Origin of the sequence: Halalkalibaculum roseum (assembly GCF_011059145.1) — a bacterium.
GTDB classification, from domain to species: Bacteria; Bacteroidota; Rhodothermia; order Balneolales; family Balneolaceae; genus Halalkalibaculum; species Halalkalibaculum roseum.
In genome coordinates this window covers 672,964-689,873 of record NZ_JAALLT010000004.1, presented here as the reverse complement: position 1 = coordinate 689,873, position 16,910 = coordinate 672,964, and the positions used below count along the sequence as shown (strand labels likewise).

Here is a 16,910-nt window from a genome sequence, read left to right as displayed (position 1 = left end):
TAGCTACACATTTCTCTGTGAAACTCTGTGCTACTCTGAGTCAATCTGTGATACAGTTAAACTTATACCCTATACCTTATACCTTATACCTAAAACCCCCTACTCACGGGTGATTTCAATAAACTCCTGATTGTCCACTTCGGGAGCTTTATCGTTGTTGGCTAGCAGTATGGTAGTGGCATACATGGTTTTGGCAATTCTGGCCATTTTTTCAAACCGTATTTTATGCACTTCATCCCCGGGCTTGTGATAGTCTTCGTGCACGCCGGTAAAGAAGAATACAAAGGGTACCCCCAGTCTCCCAAAGTTCCAGTGGTCGCTTCTTCGGTAGAAGTGATTGGGATCTTCCAGATCATTATAGCGGCTACTCAACTCAATATTTCCCGATTGCTTATTGGCTACCTCAAGCAGGCTGTCAAGCTGCGAAGAGATGATTTTACCCCCAATAATGTAGCTGTAGTTCTCCTGACCCATTTTCTCATGTCTTGCATCTATTCGTCCGATCATATCGGTATTGATGTTGGCAACCGTCTTCTCAATCGGGATCACAGGATGATCCGAGTAATATCTTGAACCTAACAGGCCTTTCTCCTCACCTGTCACATTCAGAAATAGAATGCTTCGTCTGGGAAGATAGCCGTTTTCTTTGGCCTCGGTAAGTGCCTTCGCAATATTCAAAATGGCAACCGTACCGCTTCCGTCGTCATCGGCCCCGTTATAGATACGATCCCCGGTACTGTCGGGCCTTCCTATGCCTACATGGTCATAGTGCGAAGTGAGCACTACAACTTCATCCTTTAGTTCGGGATCTCCACCTTCGAGCAGAGCAAGTACGTTTTCAGTTGCTAATTTAGGTTTGCTGGTGTACGGCGTCTGGCTCAACGCATAGCCTGTTTCCACAGGTGAGAACTCCGTTATGGTATCTATCAGATTGGTTTTGAGAGAGGCCAGATCTTTGGATTCCGTCAAGTCCAGTATTCTTGCGGCCATTTCAGGATTGATTACCGTATAGCCTTTACTGAAGCCGCCTTGTGAGCCCCGGTTTAAATAATCCAGGGTCATGGATGACGGATTATTATAAATCGGCTGAATTCGCCTCGCAAGATCCTGAAATTCTGTTCGGCTCATGTCACGAATCAAAAGCAAGCCTTCCGCCCCTTTTTGTTCGACAATCGAAGCAAGTCTCCGTCGGCCGTCAATTGCAGGGTCAATAAGGGTATCGCCGTCGCTAAAATGTGGTATCTCTTCAAAAATCATCACCCATTTTCCGGAGAGATCCATACCTTCGAGGTGAGCGACATTATTTGCCGGGTCGTTTACTCCGAACCCCGCAAAGACGATTTCGCCACTCAGTGAATCGCTGCCACCGTATGAACGAATGTAAGAAGCAATTTTATCCAGGCTTTCCACAGAACGTTCAATAAGTACTTTCTGCCCGTCTTCCATCTTGTAGGTTTTGAAAACCGTACTATCTCTTTTAGTAGCCGAAAGGTCAAAGTTTTGATAGTAGGTATCGTTATCACCGACCGGTTTCAGTCCCATACTTTTATACTGTTCAGCCAAATACTCCGCTGCCATAATCTGCCCACGTGTTCCGGTCTCTCTACCTTCCATGGAGTCGGCTGCCAAAACTGAAAGATGTGTTCTCAGGTAGGGTACGGTTATCCTGTCCTGAAATGAGATCAGGGTCTCTGTATCGGTTGAGGTTTCTTTGACTGCACTGGAGTCGCTAACTGCGGAATTGCCGGATGAACTGCAGCCAATGGCCATACATATAACCAGGTAAAGTAGTTTCATATTACAATCTGTGCTTTTATAAAATAGGATTATTAGAGCTCGCTCTCTTTTTGTGCAGGTGAGCTGCCAATAATTTCATCGACGGGTTTCAGGTCCAGGTAAAAGTCTGTGGGATCGTCATTCTCTACGTACAGATTTATCTGTTGTTCCTTAAGCATCTCTAGTATTGCAAGAAAGGTGACTACAACCTTCGCCCTGTTATTCAATTCCATGCAAATCTTGCGAAAAGCCGTTCTCCCGCCCTTATGCAGCCGTTCCAGAACGTATTCGGTCTGTTGCTCTATTGTTACACTTATCTTTTCAACATGGTGCACCAGGTTCTGTTTTTTGATATCGGATAGAACCTTTTTAAAGGCTGCCATCAGGTCAAACATAGTGACATCCTGAAGAGCTTCCCCGCTGGCTTGTTTCTTGACCTGGTCTACTTCGTAGTGCCGACGGTAGTACCTTTTCTGGCTCTCATCCTCAATATCGCTCATCTTTTCGGCCATCTCTTTGTACCTCTTGTACTCAAGCAGCCGCTGAACGAGGGCGTAACGCGGATCATTCTCATCCATCTCGTCATCATCGGAGTCTTCTTTAGGAAGCATCATCTTCGCCTTGATCGACATAAGCATGCTGGCCATGAGAATGAACTCGCTAGCAACATCCAGATCCAGCTCTTCCATAAGGCGGATGTATTCCAGAAATTGCTCCGTGATATACGATATTGGGATATTATATATATCCAGCTCATCTCTTTTTATAAAGAAGAGCAGTAAATCGAGAGGGCCTTCGAAGTTTTTAAGTTTTACACGGTACATGCAATGGGATTGTCAAGGAGTCTGAGAACTGATATTAATGCTCTATTGATAAGAAAAGAAATTAAATAATGTTTTAATAGCCAATTTTTGGCGATATCACCTATTGTAAGGAATCGCTAAAAATGTTATAAATAGAATATTAAAGTTGTTGGCTTAACATATAGTACATGGAATATTCGGAACTGGCTAAAGCCATTAGGGAAAATGACTCATCAAGAGTCAATGAAATGATGCAAAAGCTTGTGCCTCGCCTCAAGCGCTTCTTAAGCATCCATATGAACGCATCGAAGTCTGATGCCGAAGATTGCGCACAAGAAACAATTTTACAGTGTATTGAAATCATCAAGCAAGACAAGCTTAGAGATACCGACAAAGTCCTTTCTTATATCATGACCTCCTGCCGGAATAATTATCTCAAGATGAAAGAGAAGATGAAAGAAGAAAATTATGAGGAGGTACCCGACCGCAATTATTCCTCCGCAGAGCAACTGCTGAACCTGCTGGATAAAGAGAGAAAACGTATCCTTGAGTGGTGTTTAAGGCAATTAAAGAAGGAATATCAGGATTTTATGCGGTACTGGTTTCAGAACCCCGGAGCCGAAGCAGAAAAGGTGGCAAAACACTTCGATTTGAGTGTCAGCAACACCTGGACTCGAAAACACCGAATCATAAGCAAATTAAATGATTGCTATAAGAAAAAAAGTGAACTTTAATTGTAAGGAATGCCCATCTCGTCGGTCATACATACAGTGCAATTAACATTGGTTGCTGTAATTGCAGCTTAATAAACTTAAATGCTGACCCCTACATATGGAAAATTCAAGAGATTTAAATCTTGAAAAACAAATTGACGCTTACATTAAAGGACAACTTTCTGCGCAGGAATCAGAAGATTTATGGAAAGCGTTATTGTTTAGGCCCGATTATATCGAGCTGCTGGAAACAGAACTGTATATTAAACGCATCATAGAAGAGCAGGATGCAAATAACGGACAAAAAGCGCCGTCTCCTTCCGGTAAGCAGAAAGAGACGAAAAGAAAAAGAAAGTTTAGTCCTCTTTTGAAATGGATGGCAGCAGCTGCATCGGTGGCAATACTCATTATTTCTATATCTTATATACAGAGTGAACAAGAAAAGAGCCTTCAGGAGCTGACGCTTGGTGAAATCAATATTGTGGAAAACCTGGCTTCCCCGGAAGTTATGCGCTCGCAGGATACAGAAATTACAGGTATCGATTCGCTATTGAATCTTGGATTCAAAGCTGCCATTTCCGGAGAGGTTGAAGAAGCACTGGGTTTCTATAATAATATTATTGAGAACTATAAGAATGCGCCTAATGTATCCATGGCCTATTTAAACCTGGGTATCATACATTATAATCGCGAGAATTATGATGAGGCCTCCGGTGCATTTGAAAATGCCATTCAAAATGTCCGCGATGATCGTATACTTGAAGAAAAAGCATTCTGGTATCTCGGAAATTCTTATGTGAACATGGACCGTTTCAAAGACGGAAGAGAGGCCATTCTCAGTGCCTATCGTATGAATGGTATTTACAAAAATCCTGCCGAAAGGCTTCTTGAAAAACTGGACGAAGAACTGGGCATAACCGACCCCGAATATTAAGACGCCCGTTATAAACATTGAGTCACAAAGCACTTCGATTGTTTGGAAATAATGAGTTACTTTTGACCCAACGATTGTCATTACTCATTATCAGCAGTTATCGTGCAAAACCCATTGTTAGACGCCTCCAATAACGACGAAGCCTTCGAGCAGACGGTTAGGCCTAAAAGCATTGAAGAGTTCATAGGCCAACAGAAAGTGCTTAGGAATCTGTCTGTATTCATACAGGCAGCCAAAAAGCGGGGTGAGGCTCTGGATCACGTAATCTTATCAGGGCCTCCCGGCCTGGGAAAAACGACCCTGGCACATATCATTGCCCATGAGATGGGCGTGCAAATCAAACCTACTACCGGGCCTGTTCTTGAAAAGCCCGGTGACCTTGCGGGAATGCTGACCAATCTGGACGAGGGCGATGTTATTTTTATTGATGAGATACATCGATTGAATCCGGTGATCGAAGAGTACCTCTACTCGGCAATGGAAGATTATAAGCTAGATATTGTGATCGACTCCGGGCCGAATGCGCGCAGTATACAGATTGACCTTAACCATTTCACACTGGTGGGCGCAACTACGCGAAAAGGTCTGCTGACCGCCCCTTTACGAGCTCGTTTCGGCATTGATATGCGGCTTGACTACTATGATGTGGAACTGCTACAGCGAATAGCTCTAAGAACGGCCGCCATCCTGAATATGGGAATCACAGAAACGGGTGCGCATGAAATAGCACGCCGGAGCCGGGGTACACCTCGAATTGTAAACAAACTGTTGCGCCGGACTCGAGACTTTGCCCAGGTAGAAGATATGGATACCATAACCGATGCCATTGCCGATAAAGCCCTGAATGCACTGGATGTTGACCAAAACGGATTCGACGAGATGGATATCCGAATCCTTCGGGCTATCATAGAGAATTACTCAGGTGGTCCGGTAGGTCTGGGTACCCTGGGTGTGGCAGTCGGAGAAGACAAAGGCACCATCGAGGAAGTTTATGAACCCTATTTGATCAAAGAAGGTTTTCTGCAACGAACCCCAAAAGGCCGCATTGCCACCCGTAAGGCTTTTCAATACCTGGGAGTAGATCCCGAACAGGAGGCACCCGGTTTTTTTGACTAGTATTTTGCCCCGGGATATTGGCTGATTTTGGTGTTAACTATGTTCTTTTTTTCTTAGCTTCAGTGCCGCTAAACTATATTAATTGAACTTCTTATTTTCATGAAACATCTTTTCACTTCCGAGTCCGTATCTGAAGGACATCCTGATAAAATTTCCGATCAAATTTCCGATGCTATCCTGGATGCCATGCTCGAGCAGGATGCTGATTCAAGAGTTGCCGTAGAGACACTCGTCACCACCGGCCTGGCTGTAATTTCCGGGGAGGTAACTACAGACGCCTATGTAGATGTACAGGAGATAGCTCGAAAGGTTATCCATGACATCGGCTATACCAAGAATTCATATCGTTTTGACTCCGAGTCTTGCGGTGTTTTGACTACTATTCACCAGCAAAGTGCAGATATTGCCCAGGGAGTGGATGAAGGGGAAAGCAAGAAGATGGGGGCCGGAGACCAAGGCATGATGTTTGGATATGCCTGTCGTGAAACCGATACGCTGATGCCTATGACTCTTCAGTATTCTCATGACCTGCTCAGGGAGCTGGCACACATCCGTAAAAATACTACGCTGATGCCTTACCTTGCTCCTGACAGCAAAAGCCAGGTAACGGTTGAGTACGATGATAACGGCAAACCAAAACGTGTGGATACTATCGTAATATCCACCCAGCATGATGAAGGAGTCGACCAGTCCAAAATTAAGGATGACCTCAAAAAGCATCTGATCCCGGAGATCATCCCTGAGGAGTTGATGGATCCTAAAACTATTTTCCATGTAAATCCGACCGGCAAGTTTGTTATTGGCGGCCCGCACGGGGATACCGGACTGACCGGCAGAAAGATTATTGTCGATACTTACGGCGGAAGAGGAGGACACGGTGGCGGAGCCTTTTCCGGCAAGGACCCTTCCAAGGTTGACCGCAGCGCGGCGTACGCTGCACGTCACATTGCCAAAAACATCGTAGCTGCAGACCTGGCAGATGAGTGCCTGATACAGCTGGCTTACGCAATTGGAATTGCGGAACCGGTATCTATCAACGTCAATACCTATGGAACCGGCAAGGTTAAAGATATGGAGCTGGCAGACGCAATACAGCGAACCTTCGACTGCACCCCTGCAGGAATTATTGATCGATTCAAGCTCAAGCGTCCGATCTATCAGAAGACTGCTGCTTACGGCCACTTCGGCAGGGAAGAGTTCCCATGGGAAAAGCTTGACTTCACGGATAAGATTCAAAATGCACTATAAACTTTAAGATAGTGTAGGACACCTCGGAGGTGTTCTACACTTTATAGGATAATACCTTAATTTTCTTGTTTTAGTCCCCCTCTTTGTGCTTTATTTATAGCAGTTCTTAACAACCAATTTGGCCTGCTATGAAATATTTCATTTCTCTTTTTTCCCTGCTCTTTATTTTAATCTTCCAGTGCACTGCCCAGAGAACCGCTTTTACCGATATTACGGTAATCCCTATGACCGGCGATGAACTGCTGGAGAACTATACCGTCATTGTGGAAGGGGATCGTATTTTAGAGGTTGGACCGGCTCAAGATATTTCGGTAAACGAAGAAACCACCGTTATTAATGGCAACGGCAAATTCCTGATGCCCGGACTGGCAGAAATGCACGGACATGTTCCACCTACAGATCCTCCCGCCAATGCACCTTCCTACTTTACGGATCAATATGTAGAACACACATTGTTTCTTTACGTGGCTGCGGGAATTACTACCGTCCGAGGCATGCTTGGTTGGCCGAACCAGCTTGAACTGAAAGAGAAGGTAAACAACGGAGAGATGATCGGGCCGAACCTCTACCTGGCCGGACCCAGCTTTAATGGCAACTCCATTGATTCTCCGCGGCAGGCCAGAGAAAAAGTTAAAACCCAAAGTGAAGAGGGGTGGGACCTTTTGAAAATACATCCCGGACTTACCCGCGCTGAATATGATGCCATGGCAGAAACTGCAAATAGCCTGGATATACGTTTTGGCGGACATGTACCCGAGGATGTCGGTATAGAGCATGCCCTAGAGATGGGTCAGGAGACAATGGATCATATCGACGGCTACTACCGGTGGCTGCAACAGTATGAGCAGCCGGAATGGGAGAGTCGCATGCAGCAAATTATTTCCAAAACCATAGAAGCCGAAGTATGGATTGTACCTACGCAGGCTCTGTGGGAAACAGTGATAGGCGCTGCCGACTTCGAGGCTATGCAACAGTATGATGAGTTGAAATATATACCTACTGCCCTCCGTAAAAACTATTTTGGATATGCTTCAAGGCAGATGGAGGAGCAAACGGAAAGCGAACGAGAGCAAGCCCTGAAAGAGGCTGAATGGCGACGCAAGCTCTTGGCAGAGATGAATCGGCGCAATGTACGTATTTTAATGGGTACCGACGCTCCTCAATTGTTCAGCGTTCCGGGATTCTCCATCCACAGGGAGTTGCCCCACATGGAAGCGGCAGGTATGAGCCCCTATGAAATTCTGAAAAGCGGCACGGTGAATGTCGGGGAATATTTTAAAAATGAAGACACCTTTGGTACCGTAGCAAAGGGGCAACGTGCTGACCTGTTACTGCTCAATGCCAACCCCTTGAATGATCTTGATCACCTGAAAAATCATGCAGGTGTCATGGTACAGGGTCGTTGGTATTCCAGGGAAATGATTGATGCCAAGTTGAAAGAGATAGAGCAAACCTACTCGGAATAGGTAAAAAAACGCAAATCAGTTGTAGTACACCTCCAAGGTGTACTACAACTTTGTTAGATAGATCTGTTGTCAGTTAGCCGAACCACCGCTGATAGTCTGTCCGAAGAAGATGGCATTCATAAACAGCTTATTGGTGCCGTACCAGAACGCCCTGAAATTCGGATTATCAGTCATGGTTATGACCTTGCCCCCGCCAAAACGACTTACTACTATGGCAGCCGTGCCTTTCAGTTTTTCCATATTCTCATCCGAAATATAGCCGCTCGCCAATGGCTCATCGGTGTAGTAAAGGGGAGTGGCGTATGGATTTTCCGCTTTTTCCATAAACAGGGTGCTGTTTCGGAATATTGTTAAGTCATCATCGTTATATCCATAGCCTAATGGGTGCGTCAGGTCAAGCTTGGTATTGAAGATAGAACCACCGATATACTGGGCACCTTGCGCCGCACTTCGATCGGCATAGGGGCGGGTCTCAACCTCTTCGTTCTCATCCTCCTCTTCACCCTCTCCCAAGAAGGTAATGTTCGCCAATTCATTGCTTTTGGCCCAGTTGATAGCATATTTGGTAGCTATCAGCGTGCCGCCTTCCCTGACCCAGTTTTTCAGTTTTTCTACGGAAGAGTCGGACATATCGTTATATCCTCCGCTTACCATCACAATGACGTTGTACTTGCTGATATCACCATAACGGAACCGGTCTTTGGTAATCAATGTGGGGGTCATGGCATAACGCTGGTCGAGCAGGTGCCAGGCTTCACCAACTTCGTAACTGCTGGTGCCGTCGCCGGCGATGATCGCTACATTCGGCTTCTCAAGATTTTCAAAGGTGCGGCTGCCTAGATCTATTCCTGAGGGGGTCAAACCTGTTTCTACAGAATAAACTGTTAATGCATCATCTGCTGCAGCCTGTTCAACCAGCTCATGAATGGTTTCGGCATCTACCTCTTGCGGACCCATCGGTACCAGTATGGTACCGTAATCAAATTCTCTGGTACCTTCAGAAACTATTGCTGTAAAAGGCTCTGCTGCTACTTTTGCACTCACGCCTCGGTCCAATATTCGATTCAGAGCCCGAGGGGCATAGTAGCCATCCCATTCAAATAAATAAGCGTAATCGCTGCGTCCGCCCACGACCTCGCCTTTTGGCATTTCGGGTACTCCCTCTACCCGGGCACCCAGCAGGTTTCGGTTAAACTCCCTGCTGCCCAACTCAGCAAAAGGCAGATTGTAAGCATATGGCATGGTCCAAGTGGAAACATCATAAAAGAGACTGTCAGTGAAAGTGGTTCTTCTTTCAAAAAGCGCCTCAATAAATTTGTACTGTTTTTGGTCTGAGGGAACTACAAAGGCAGAACCGCTCTCAAATTGCTCCCCGTCGGCTTCTAGGTTTCGAGCCAGGTTGTAGACTTCAATATTATGCCTTCTTAGCATTTCGGTGAAATGATAGGTTCGGGCCCGATCATTTGAAATACCGTACACATATCCTTTGACGGCGCTATTGGAGGCCTGCTCCTGAGCCTGACGAAAAAAGTCACGCTGGTAATTGAGAAACTCCGTTCGTAAACCCTGTGCTGAAGCCAGTGTGGAAAGAGAAGTTATGAACTGGTTCTTAATGGTATAAGGAAACTTGAGTACCCCATGGATAGTCTGCTGGGCATGACCCCTCGAGCTGGCCTGCTCAAACAGGATCCCAACTCCACCATTGATATCGGGATAAGTCGAACCCTTTCCGTAATAGAAATCATCAAAACCCTCTTCAGAATAGTAGAGACGCTGCTCTTCATCCAGAAAGTCTGCGTGGTACTCTGCCATCGCCTTGGTCAGATTCTGGTTTTGCTGAAGGGTCAGTGGGTGGGTTCGTGACTGAACGCCCGGTTGAAAGAAAAAGGTAGCGTTGCTCCCCATTTCGTGATGATCCGTAAGGATATTGGGCTTCCAGTTATGAAAAGTGTTGATACGTCCCTGGCTTTCAGGATGCTGAACCAACATCCAATCCCTGTTAAGGTCAAACCAGTAATGATTGGTCCTTCCGCCCGGCCAGTTTTCATTCAGCTCCATACTGTTGGGGTCCGAAACCAGGTTTTTGCTTTTATGTGTATTAGCCCAACCGGCAAAACGGTTCAGTCCGTCAGGATTTAAACTGGGGTCCAGCAATATTACCGAATTATTCAGCAGGTCGTCCATCTCTTCACCCTGGGCTGCAGCCAGATGATAGGCAACCAGCATCGAGGCATTGGAGCCACTGGGCTCATTTCCGTGGATACTGTAACCCATATAGAGCACGATAGGCATGTTTTCGGTATTTAGGTTAGCCGACTGAGACGGATCGGACAATGCCAGATGATTCTGCCTGATCTGTTCAAGGTTGCCGTGATTTGAAGTCGAGGTAACGGTAAGATACACCAGATCCCGATCTTCATAAGTTTTACCGAACTCAGTGATGGTGATCCGTTCAGATGCATCTGCCAGAGTTCTCATATACTTCAGAAGCTGGTCATGCCTCACATGCCATTCTCCCGGCACCATCCCGATCACTTCTTCAGGAGTAGGTATGTTGCTGTCGTAGCTGACATCTTGCGGTAAATAATAATCCATTTCTGCAACGCCATCGGATGGGTTTTGGGCACCGGCAGAAAATGAAATCAGGAATAATAGGGTAACTAGTATACACTTAAATCGTAACATAAATAGCTGCTTGTAATTGGTTTTAATCCTTGGCTAAATAAGGCCATATAATGGCTTATAGTAAAGAAAGTGTTTGAAAAATCTTTTAAAAACAGAAAGGCACCGGATGACCGGTGCCTTTGTTGGTTTCTTTTGAGAGGAACTACAAACTGATATCAGTAACGGAAAATGGCCGCCACCGTTGAAGTTTGCGGCATATCTTCTTTTTCAAGAGCATAGACGTTTCCACCCTGGGAGAGCGTCTTAATTGCCGCAGCGTTGATTAAGTCATGTTCACCGTTTTGCTTCTTACTGCTGTGATGAACGGTATCTTTATCCTTGTCAAACCAGCCCCAACTCTGCTCTCCGATGGTAACAAACAGAGAGTCAACCTTTCCGTAATAGGCCCCCTCTACAATTTGCGATAAGTTGTCTGTCTGTTTATCGCTGCCAATCAGGTCGGAATAGCGGCTGATATCATTATACATATCTTCCAGGAAGTATGACTTAATGATCTCCCAAGCTTCATCCTTGATCTCTACGTCGGATTTTGGATCCGGGTTGCCGCTTATTGACTGATCCATAAGTCGACTATAGTGGTTTACTTTTCTGTATTCTGCCATAGCCTCATCCACCCCGGCCAAAATAAGCGGGTCTCTCCTCTTTCTCATAATGGAGGTCACTTCACTTTCAATGGCCTTGAGGTAGTTTTGAACTTCCCTGGTATCGGTATCAGAGCTGCCGCCTTGTCCGTGGAAAATTGCATTTCCCTTACCCTGACCCGAATGGTGCTGTAAATGAGGTTCATTCACATCATATTTCAGATATTCATCCAGGCTGACAGGAGCATCCTCCAGATAAATAGTGTTTACGGATATGCGTGTACAGCGTAACAACCTGACTTCTTTCTGGCTGAGGCAGAGTACGGTAAACGACCCGTCGAGGGTAATCATCGGGATTAAGGGAGTAATTAAGAAATGATTGTCTACCAGCACCTGCTCCTTAAAGTCGAGCGGTACCCGAAAATACTCAAAACTGTCTTCAGTAATAAACACGGCCAATCCTTTGTCGGCATGCTGCCAGAAGATCGGCTGATCCAATAATTTCTTGGGCTCTTTCAGAAGTTCATCAATCTTAGACTGCTTGACTTCATACTCTCTTAATTCCTGCTCGGCTTGCTTCAGTAAATTCTTAAAACGTATTGGGTCTTGTTGTACTTCTTCACCTTTTTCATGCGTGGGAAGAAAAATGGATATGCTTGGATTCCCAGCTTTTTCAATAAGGCTTAAAATGGTTTCACGGGTAATCATATAGACCTCCAAATAATTATTATTTAAGATCCCAATGTAAATTTTTAAACAACAAAAATTCACTTAAGATTCGAAAACCATTTACAATTTTTGAAGATAGCAGGTAAAGCCTTGCAGGCCGGTTTATATTGATCCCAAAAATCAGTATATATTTTTTGTCAACAAAAAGAAGGGGATAATGCACAGCTCAGAAGAAGCAGAGAAGTCACATAGTTGGGATGGAATAAAACAGAGCCTCGGACCGGGTCTATTGATGGCCGCAGCTGCTATCGGAGTATCACATCTTGTACAATCTACCCGCGCCGGCGCTACATTCGGATTTGCAATGGTCTGGGCCGTTGTCCTCGCCAACATCTTTAAATACCCATTTCTCGAATACGGTCCGCGTTATGCGATAGCAACCGGAGAGAGTATGATAGAAGGCTATAAGCGCCTGGGTAAATGGGCAATCGGAATATTCATTGTCTTTACCATCGGAACCATGTTTGCCGTACAGGCTGCAGTCACCGTAGTAACCGCAAGCCTTGCGGCGGAGCTTACCGGTATTGCACTGTCACCCCTTGCCTGGAGCGCCATCATATTGGCAATTTGTATCCTTTTGCTGTTATCGGGACAGTATTCTGCTCTTGACGGGGCCATAAAGTTGATCATGGTAGTCCTTGCGGTCTCTACTGTAATAGCTGTGGGAGCGGCGCTGCTGCAGGGAGAACAGCATGCCATGCCTGCAAACCTAACACCTTCTATTTGGAATGTAGCAGGTGTATCCTTTTTGATTGCCCTGATGGGTTGGATGCCCATACCTATTGATGCTGCCGCCTGGCACTCGCTTTGGTCGCTGGAACGGGTGAAACAAACCAAGTACCAGCCCAAACTCAGGGAAAGTCTGATTGATTTCAACATCGGCTACATCGGGGCAGCTGTTCTCGCACTCGGCTTTCTGTTTCTTGGGGCCCTCGTCATGTTCGGAAGCGGTGAGGAGTATGCCTCAAGCGGTACCGTATTCTCGAGTCAGTTGATCAGCTTATATACCTCGAGCCTTGGACAATGGGCTTATCCGGTCATCATCATTTGCGCCTTTACCACCATGTTCAGCACCACCCTGACCGTGACCGACGCTTATCCAAGGGTTTCGCGGCGCATGCTGGAAGTTATGATACCCAATAGTTTTTCGACCAAAGACGACATTCTGCTTTACCGTTCTCTGCTGATTGTAATCTCGCTATTATCACTGGGTGTGCTCTATTTTATGGGAGACCGGTTTACCCTGATGGTAGATCTGGCCACCACGTTATCATTCCTCACCGCGCCGGTGCTTGCCTATATCAATTATAAGCTTGTCACTGCCGATCACATGCCGGAACACTGTGTACCCAAGCCTTGGCTTCGTTGGCTTAGCCGAGGCGGACTTGTATTCCTGACCGGCTTTGCGCTGCTATACATATATTGGCAACTGCAGTACGGCTGATCTTTTGCCTAAATAATTAATATCCCTCCCCGTGAGCCCACGGCACAATACGCTCCTGAAACACCATTATTTCAAGGTATTTTCAATTATCCTATTGTGTAACTGATTAGTTACACTTATATTGGTAACCAAACAGTTACATATTACCAAAAATGTATAATAGCATGCAAAGAGACGTTTTCCAGGCTGTGGCAGACCCGACCCGAAGAGAGATCATCGACCTTTTGGCCGGTCAATATCTATCGGTCAATGAAATTGCGGGCAATTTTGCCATTAGCAGACCCGCCATCTCAAAGCACCTGAAAATATTGGATGAATGCGGGGTATTGACCATAAAGGAGAAAGGAAGAAAACGTCTCTGCAGAACTGATGTCCGGAAACTGAAAGAGCTGGCTGAGTGGGTGAATCAGTACCGGGTGTTCTGGAATAGCAAACTGGACGCCCTTGAGGCATCGTTACTTAAGGAAGATAAAACCAAATAAAGCGGGTGGAGGATACCAATGGATGATAACAAGAAAAAAGCGCATGCAGCGGACTCTTACGGTGAGATGATTGAGACCGAAACAATTCGATTTGAAAGGCTGCTTCCCAGACCCATTGAAAGGGTATGGGATTACTTAACCGACTCTGATAAACGTGGAAAGTGGCTGGCTTCGGGAAAGATGGACTCTCGTGTAGGCGGTACTGTAGAATTAATATTCAAACATGATAACCTTTCAAAACACCCGGATCCTATTCCGGATAAATATAAAGATTTCGGCGAGGTTAGTACCATGCAGGGGACCATTACGAATTATGACCCACCCTACCTTTTAAGTTATACCTGGGGGGAAGCATCGGGTACCGATTCCGAGGTCACCTTTGAGCTTACTGAGGAAGCAGATAAAGTCAGGTTAGTATTGACGCATAGAAAAATTGGAGACGATCCCGAACAGCTAATAGGTATTGCAGCAGGGTGGCATACCCATCTTAATATTCTCACTAACCGCTTGGAGGGGGTGGAACCCAAAGGTTTTTGGTCGGTTCATATAGCCTTTGAAGAGGAATACAAACACCGGCTAAAACTATAGCTTTGCCTACCAAACCGTATGAAGCACTTGTCAATAAAGTCTTCATACGTCTGATAACATTGACTTTAGCTGTAACTTTAATTTTTAATTTGTATCGATTTCTCCATATTCCGGATCAATAAGTCACAAATCTAGATGGGGATAGTATGAAAAAAACTACCAGAAAAAGGTTTCTGATGGGGCTTGGTACATTAGGGACCGGGGCACTTGCCACCTGGTTTTTCAGAAAACCGATTATAAGAAACCTGATTTTTACAGGAGACTTCGATCCGGCAAAACTTACCAATGCACCTTCCGGCAGCGAGGACCTGTGTATCTTAACTTCAGGACAGACTGAAGGCCCCTTTTATTATCCTTCACCCGAAAGGGTTAATATTTCTGAAGACCGGGATGGACAAAAGCTTACTTTGCGGCTGCAGGTAAACCGGCATCCGAATTGTACCCCGGTTGAAGGTGCCGTGGTAGAAATCTGGCATTGTGATGCAGAAGGTACCTACAGCGGATATCCCGAAGAGATAACCCGAGATGAGTGGAAAACCTTTATCTTCTTGCTTAGGGAAGGTGAAGATAAAAACGGGGTATACCATGTTGATCCGGTCAATGAAACCCGGTTTCTTCGTGGACTTCAAAGAACAGACGCAGACGGGTGGGTGCAATTTGAAACTATTTTCCCGGGATGGTATGTAGGCAGGGTGCCCCATATACATGCTAAAATCATGGTTAGCGAAGACGAACAACTCACTACCCAGTTCTATTTTGACTCAAACTTGTGTGATGACATCTATACCCAAAAGGCATCTTATAGCAAATTTGGGAAAAGTCCCCTGGCCATTGAACAGGACGTCGTTTTATCGGGAGGTGATGCCAACGGTCTGTTGCTTAATGTTCAGCCTAATAATTAAGACAGTGAACTTCTGGAATGCCAGGCAAGAATCGGAGTTCATCGGGCTTGAGGCTCAGAGGTAATTAAATGCCATCCCGCCTAGTAAATAACTTCACCTACTGCTCAGGCTGGATCAGGTCCTCTGAATTATTCTTCACATTACCGACCTTTTTACTCACCGGGTAGAAATCTATGGCATCATCCGGAAAGGGCTTAAGTAATTCCTTAAGTGCTTTGGTATCGTGATTATTCGGATTTAACCAATCCTCCCACTCCTCCTTAAGTAACATGGCAGGCATGCGGTTGTGCAGTTCTTTCATCTTTTCATTGGCATCGGTAGTAACGATAGTATAGGTGGGAATTTTTTCCTTTCCGTCCGGGGAGTCCCACATACTATACAGACCTGCAAATGCAAACAACGGTTCGTGGGTCGGATAGATGTAGTGCGGTGTTTTATTACCCTTTTCACCTTTCCATTCATAAAAACCCGAAGCCGGCACCAGGCAACGCTGCTTTTCAAAATAGGGTTTAAAGGATTTCTTGCTATCCAGTGTCTCCGCGCGGGCGTTGATCATGCTATAACCCACGTTTTTCTCTTTTACCCAAAATGGCAGCAAGCCCCACCGGAAAGGCTTCAGGCTTCTATTTCCATCTCTGTTCTGACCGACAACAGGCATGCTTTGTGAGGGAGCCACATTATAGTTTGGGTTAAGACGATCCAGTTCTTCGCCATCGGCATCGAACCACTCTTCCAGTTTCTCTTTATTTTCCTTGAGCGTATATCTTCCACACATACTGTTTAGACTCTACTTATAAAATCTTAAAGCTTATCCCCAAAGAGTTAACAATAATTCTTACTCTTTGGTAGCGATTACTTCCGAATCATATACTCGAACTTCCGCCCATAGATCTTCATACTCATCAATAAACTCCAAATGAACCGGATGTTCGGCATAGACCTGGTAATCTTCCAGGTTCTCAAACCATGAGGAGAACGAATATCCAAAAGAGTGGTCTGTTACATCCCGCTGTTCCGTATCTCCCGGTATACCGATCTGGTAGTCGTACACCTCATCAATAGCCAATAGTATCTTCAGTCCTTCTTCGAATTGTGCTCTCTGATCTGTCGTCACATCATCTTTAAGATAGAAAAACACATTATGCTGCAGCATGCCCTCACTAACGGTCGTTTCGCTGCCGGCTGCTTGCTGCTGATTGGTGCTCTGAGAGCACCCTGCCACTACCATTGTTAAAAATAGGGTAATGAGTACGCTGTTACGGAAATTCATCATATTCTAAGTCTTCAGGTTATTTTGACGTATAGTTCGATATCAATCAATGCCAAAAAAGTAGGTTCTTTTTGTTGGCAACTTGGACTTTCATTGCCCTTTGTTCATCAAAAGAGAACATAAATTTTTCTAATCTCAATTAATATTTCTGAAAAAAGAATTTTATTACCCTT

15 protein-coding genes are annotated in these 16,910 nt (G+C 45.3%); 9 read left to right on the top strand and 6 right to left on the bottom strand.

All coding sequences use genetic code 11. The features are described from left to right. Window positions 1-99: 99 nt before the first annotated feature. Together G3570_RS14895 and G3570_RS14890 are read right to left on the bottom strand one after the other, a co-directional pair. Entirely contained in the window at window positions 100-1,797 is a 1,698-nt protein-coding gene (locus G3570_RS14895) for a M28 family peptidase (RefSeq protein WP_165143622.1), read from the bottom strand. Window positions 1,798-1,829: 32 nt separating this feature from the next. Next, window positions 1,830-2,600: a segregation and condensation protein A gene (locus G3570_RS14890; protein ID WP_165143621.1), complete on the bottom strand. Its 771-nt coding sequence runs from the start codon at window positions 2,598-2,600 to the stop codon at window positions 1,830-1,832. A 167-nt stretch (window positions 2,601-2,767) separates the two neighbouring features. Here G3570_RS14890 and G3570_RS14885 point away from each other — a divergent pair, with 167 nt between their 5' ends. The 5 genes from G3570_RS14885 (at window position 2,768) to G3570_RS14865 (ending at window position 8,056) form a co-directional block, all read left to right on the top strand. Beyond that, on the top strand, window positions 2,768-3,313 hold the full coding sequence (locus tag G3570_RS14885) for an RNA polymerase sigma factor (RefSeq protein ID WP_165143620.1): 546 nt from the start codon (window positions 2,768-2,770) through the stop codon (window positions 3,311-3,313). A 97-nt stretch (window positions 3,314-3,410) separates the two neighbouring features. After that, window positions 3,411-4,226, top strand: a complete 816-nt coding sequence (locus G3570_RS14880) for a tetratricopeptide repeat protein (protein ID WP_165143619.1) — start codon at window positions 3,411-3,413, stop codon at window positions 4,224-4,226. Window positions 4,227-4,328: 102 nt separating this feature from the next. Beyond that, window positions 4,329-5,342 (top strand): Holliday junction branch migration DNA helicase RuvB, encoded by a 1,014-nt coding sequence (ruvB, locus tag G3570_RS14875; protein ID WP_165143618.1) that lies wholly within the window; start codon window positions 4,329-4,331, stop codon window positions 5,340-5,342. Between the two features lie 99 nt (window positions 5,343-5,441). Continuing rightward, on the top strand, window positions 5,442-6,590 hold the full coding sequence (gene metK, locus G3570_RS14870; protein ID WP_165143617.1) for a methionine adenosyltransferase: 1,149 nt from the start codon (window positions 5,442-5,444) through the stop codon (window positions 6,588-6,590). A gap of 128 nt (window positions 6,591-6,718) precedes the next feature. Next, complete coding sequence (locus G3570_RS14865) at window positions 6,719-8,056, top strand: amidohydrolase family protein (protein ID WP_165143616.1); 1,338 nt, start codon at window positions 6,719-6,721, stop codon at window positions 8,054-8,056. 69 nt (window positions 8,057-8,125) lie between these two features. Here the strand turns inward: G3570_RS14865 and G3570_RS14860 are convergent, their stop codons facing one another. Together G3570_RS14860 and G3570_RS14855 are read right to left on the bottom strand one after the other, a co-directional pair. After that, window positions 8,126-10,741: a M14 family metallopeptidase gene (locus G3570_RS14860; protein WP_165143615.1), complete on the bottom strand. Its 2,616-nt coding sequence runs from the start codon at window positions 10,739-10,741 to the stop codon at window positions 8,126-8,128. Between the two features lie 155 nt (window positions 10,742-10,896). Then, complete coding sequence (locus G3570_RS14855) at window positions 10,897-12,030, bottom strand: baeRF7 domain-containing protein (RefSeq protein WP_165143614.1); 1,134 nt, start codon at window positions 12,028-12,030, stop codon at window positions 10,897-10,899. A 178-nt stretch (window positions 12,031-12,208) separates the two neighbouring features. On the opposite strand from G3570_RS14855, the gene G3570_RS14850 reads away from it, so the two are divergent. The 4 genes from G3570_RS14850 (at window position 12,209) to G3570_RS14835 (ending at window position 15,467) form a co-directional block, all read left to right on the top strand. After that, a complete protein-coding gene (locus tag G3570_RS14850; RefSeq protein WP_165143613.1) occupies window positions 12,209-13,495 on the top strand; it encodes an Nramp family divalent metal transporter in 1,287 nt (428 codons plus the stop codon). Window positions 13,496-13,659: 164 nt separating this feature from the next. After that, window positions 13,660-13,977, top strand: coding sequence for an ArsR/SmtB family transcription factor (locus tag G3570_RS14845; protein ID WP_165143612.1), 318 nt, complete (start codon window positions 13,660-13,662; stop codon window positions 13,975-13,977). Between the two features lie 18 nt (window positions 13,978-13,995). After that, on the top strand, window positions 13,996-14,565 hold the full coding sequence (locus G3570_RS14840) for an SRPBCC family protein (protein WP_165143611.1): 570 nt from the start codon (window positions 13,996-13,998) through the stop codon (window positions 14,563-14,565). A 146-nt stretch (window positions 14,566-14,711) separates the two neighbouring features. Further along, window positions 14,712-15,467 carry a dioxygenase family protein gene (locus G3570_RS14835; RefSeq protein ID WP_165143610.1) on the top strand — a complete coding sequence of 252 codons (756 nt, stop codon included), beginning with the start codon at window positions 14,712-14,714 and terminating at the stop codon, window positions 15,465-15,467. 97 nt (window positions 15,468-15,564) lie between these two features. On the opposite strand, the gene G3570_RS14830 is transcribed toward G3570_RS14835, so the two are convergent. Together G3570_RS14830 and G3570_RS14825 are read right to left on the bottom strand one after the other, a co-directional pair. Then, window positions 15,565-16,242, bottom strand: a complete 678-nt coding sequence (locus tag G3570_RS14830) for an SOS response-associated peptidase (RefSeq protein WP_165143609.1) — start codon at window positions 16,240-16,242, stop codon at window positions 15,565-15,567. Between the two features lie 60 nt (window positions 16,243-16,302). Next, a complete protein-coding gene (locus tag G3570_RS14825) occupies window positions 16,303-16,740 on the bottom strand; it encodes a Dabb family protein (protein WP_165143608.1) in 438 nt (145 codons plus the stop codon). Window positions 16,741-16,910 lie beyond the last annotated feature (170 nt).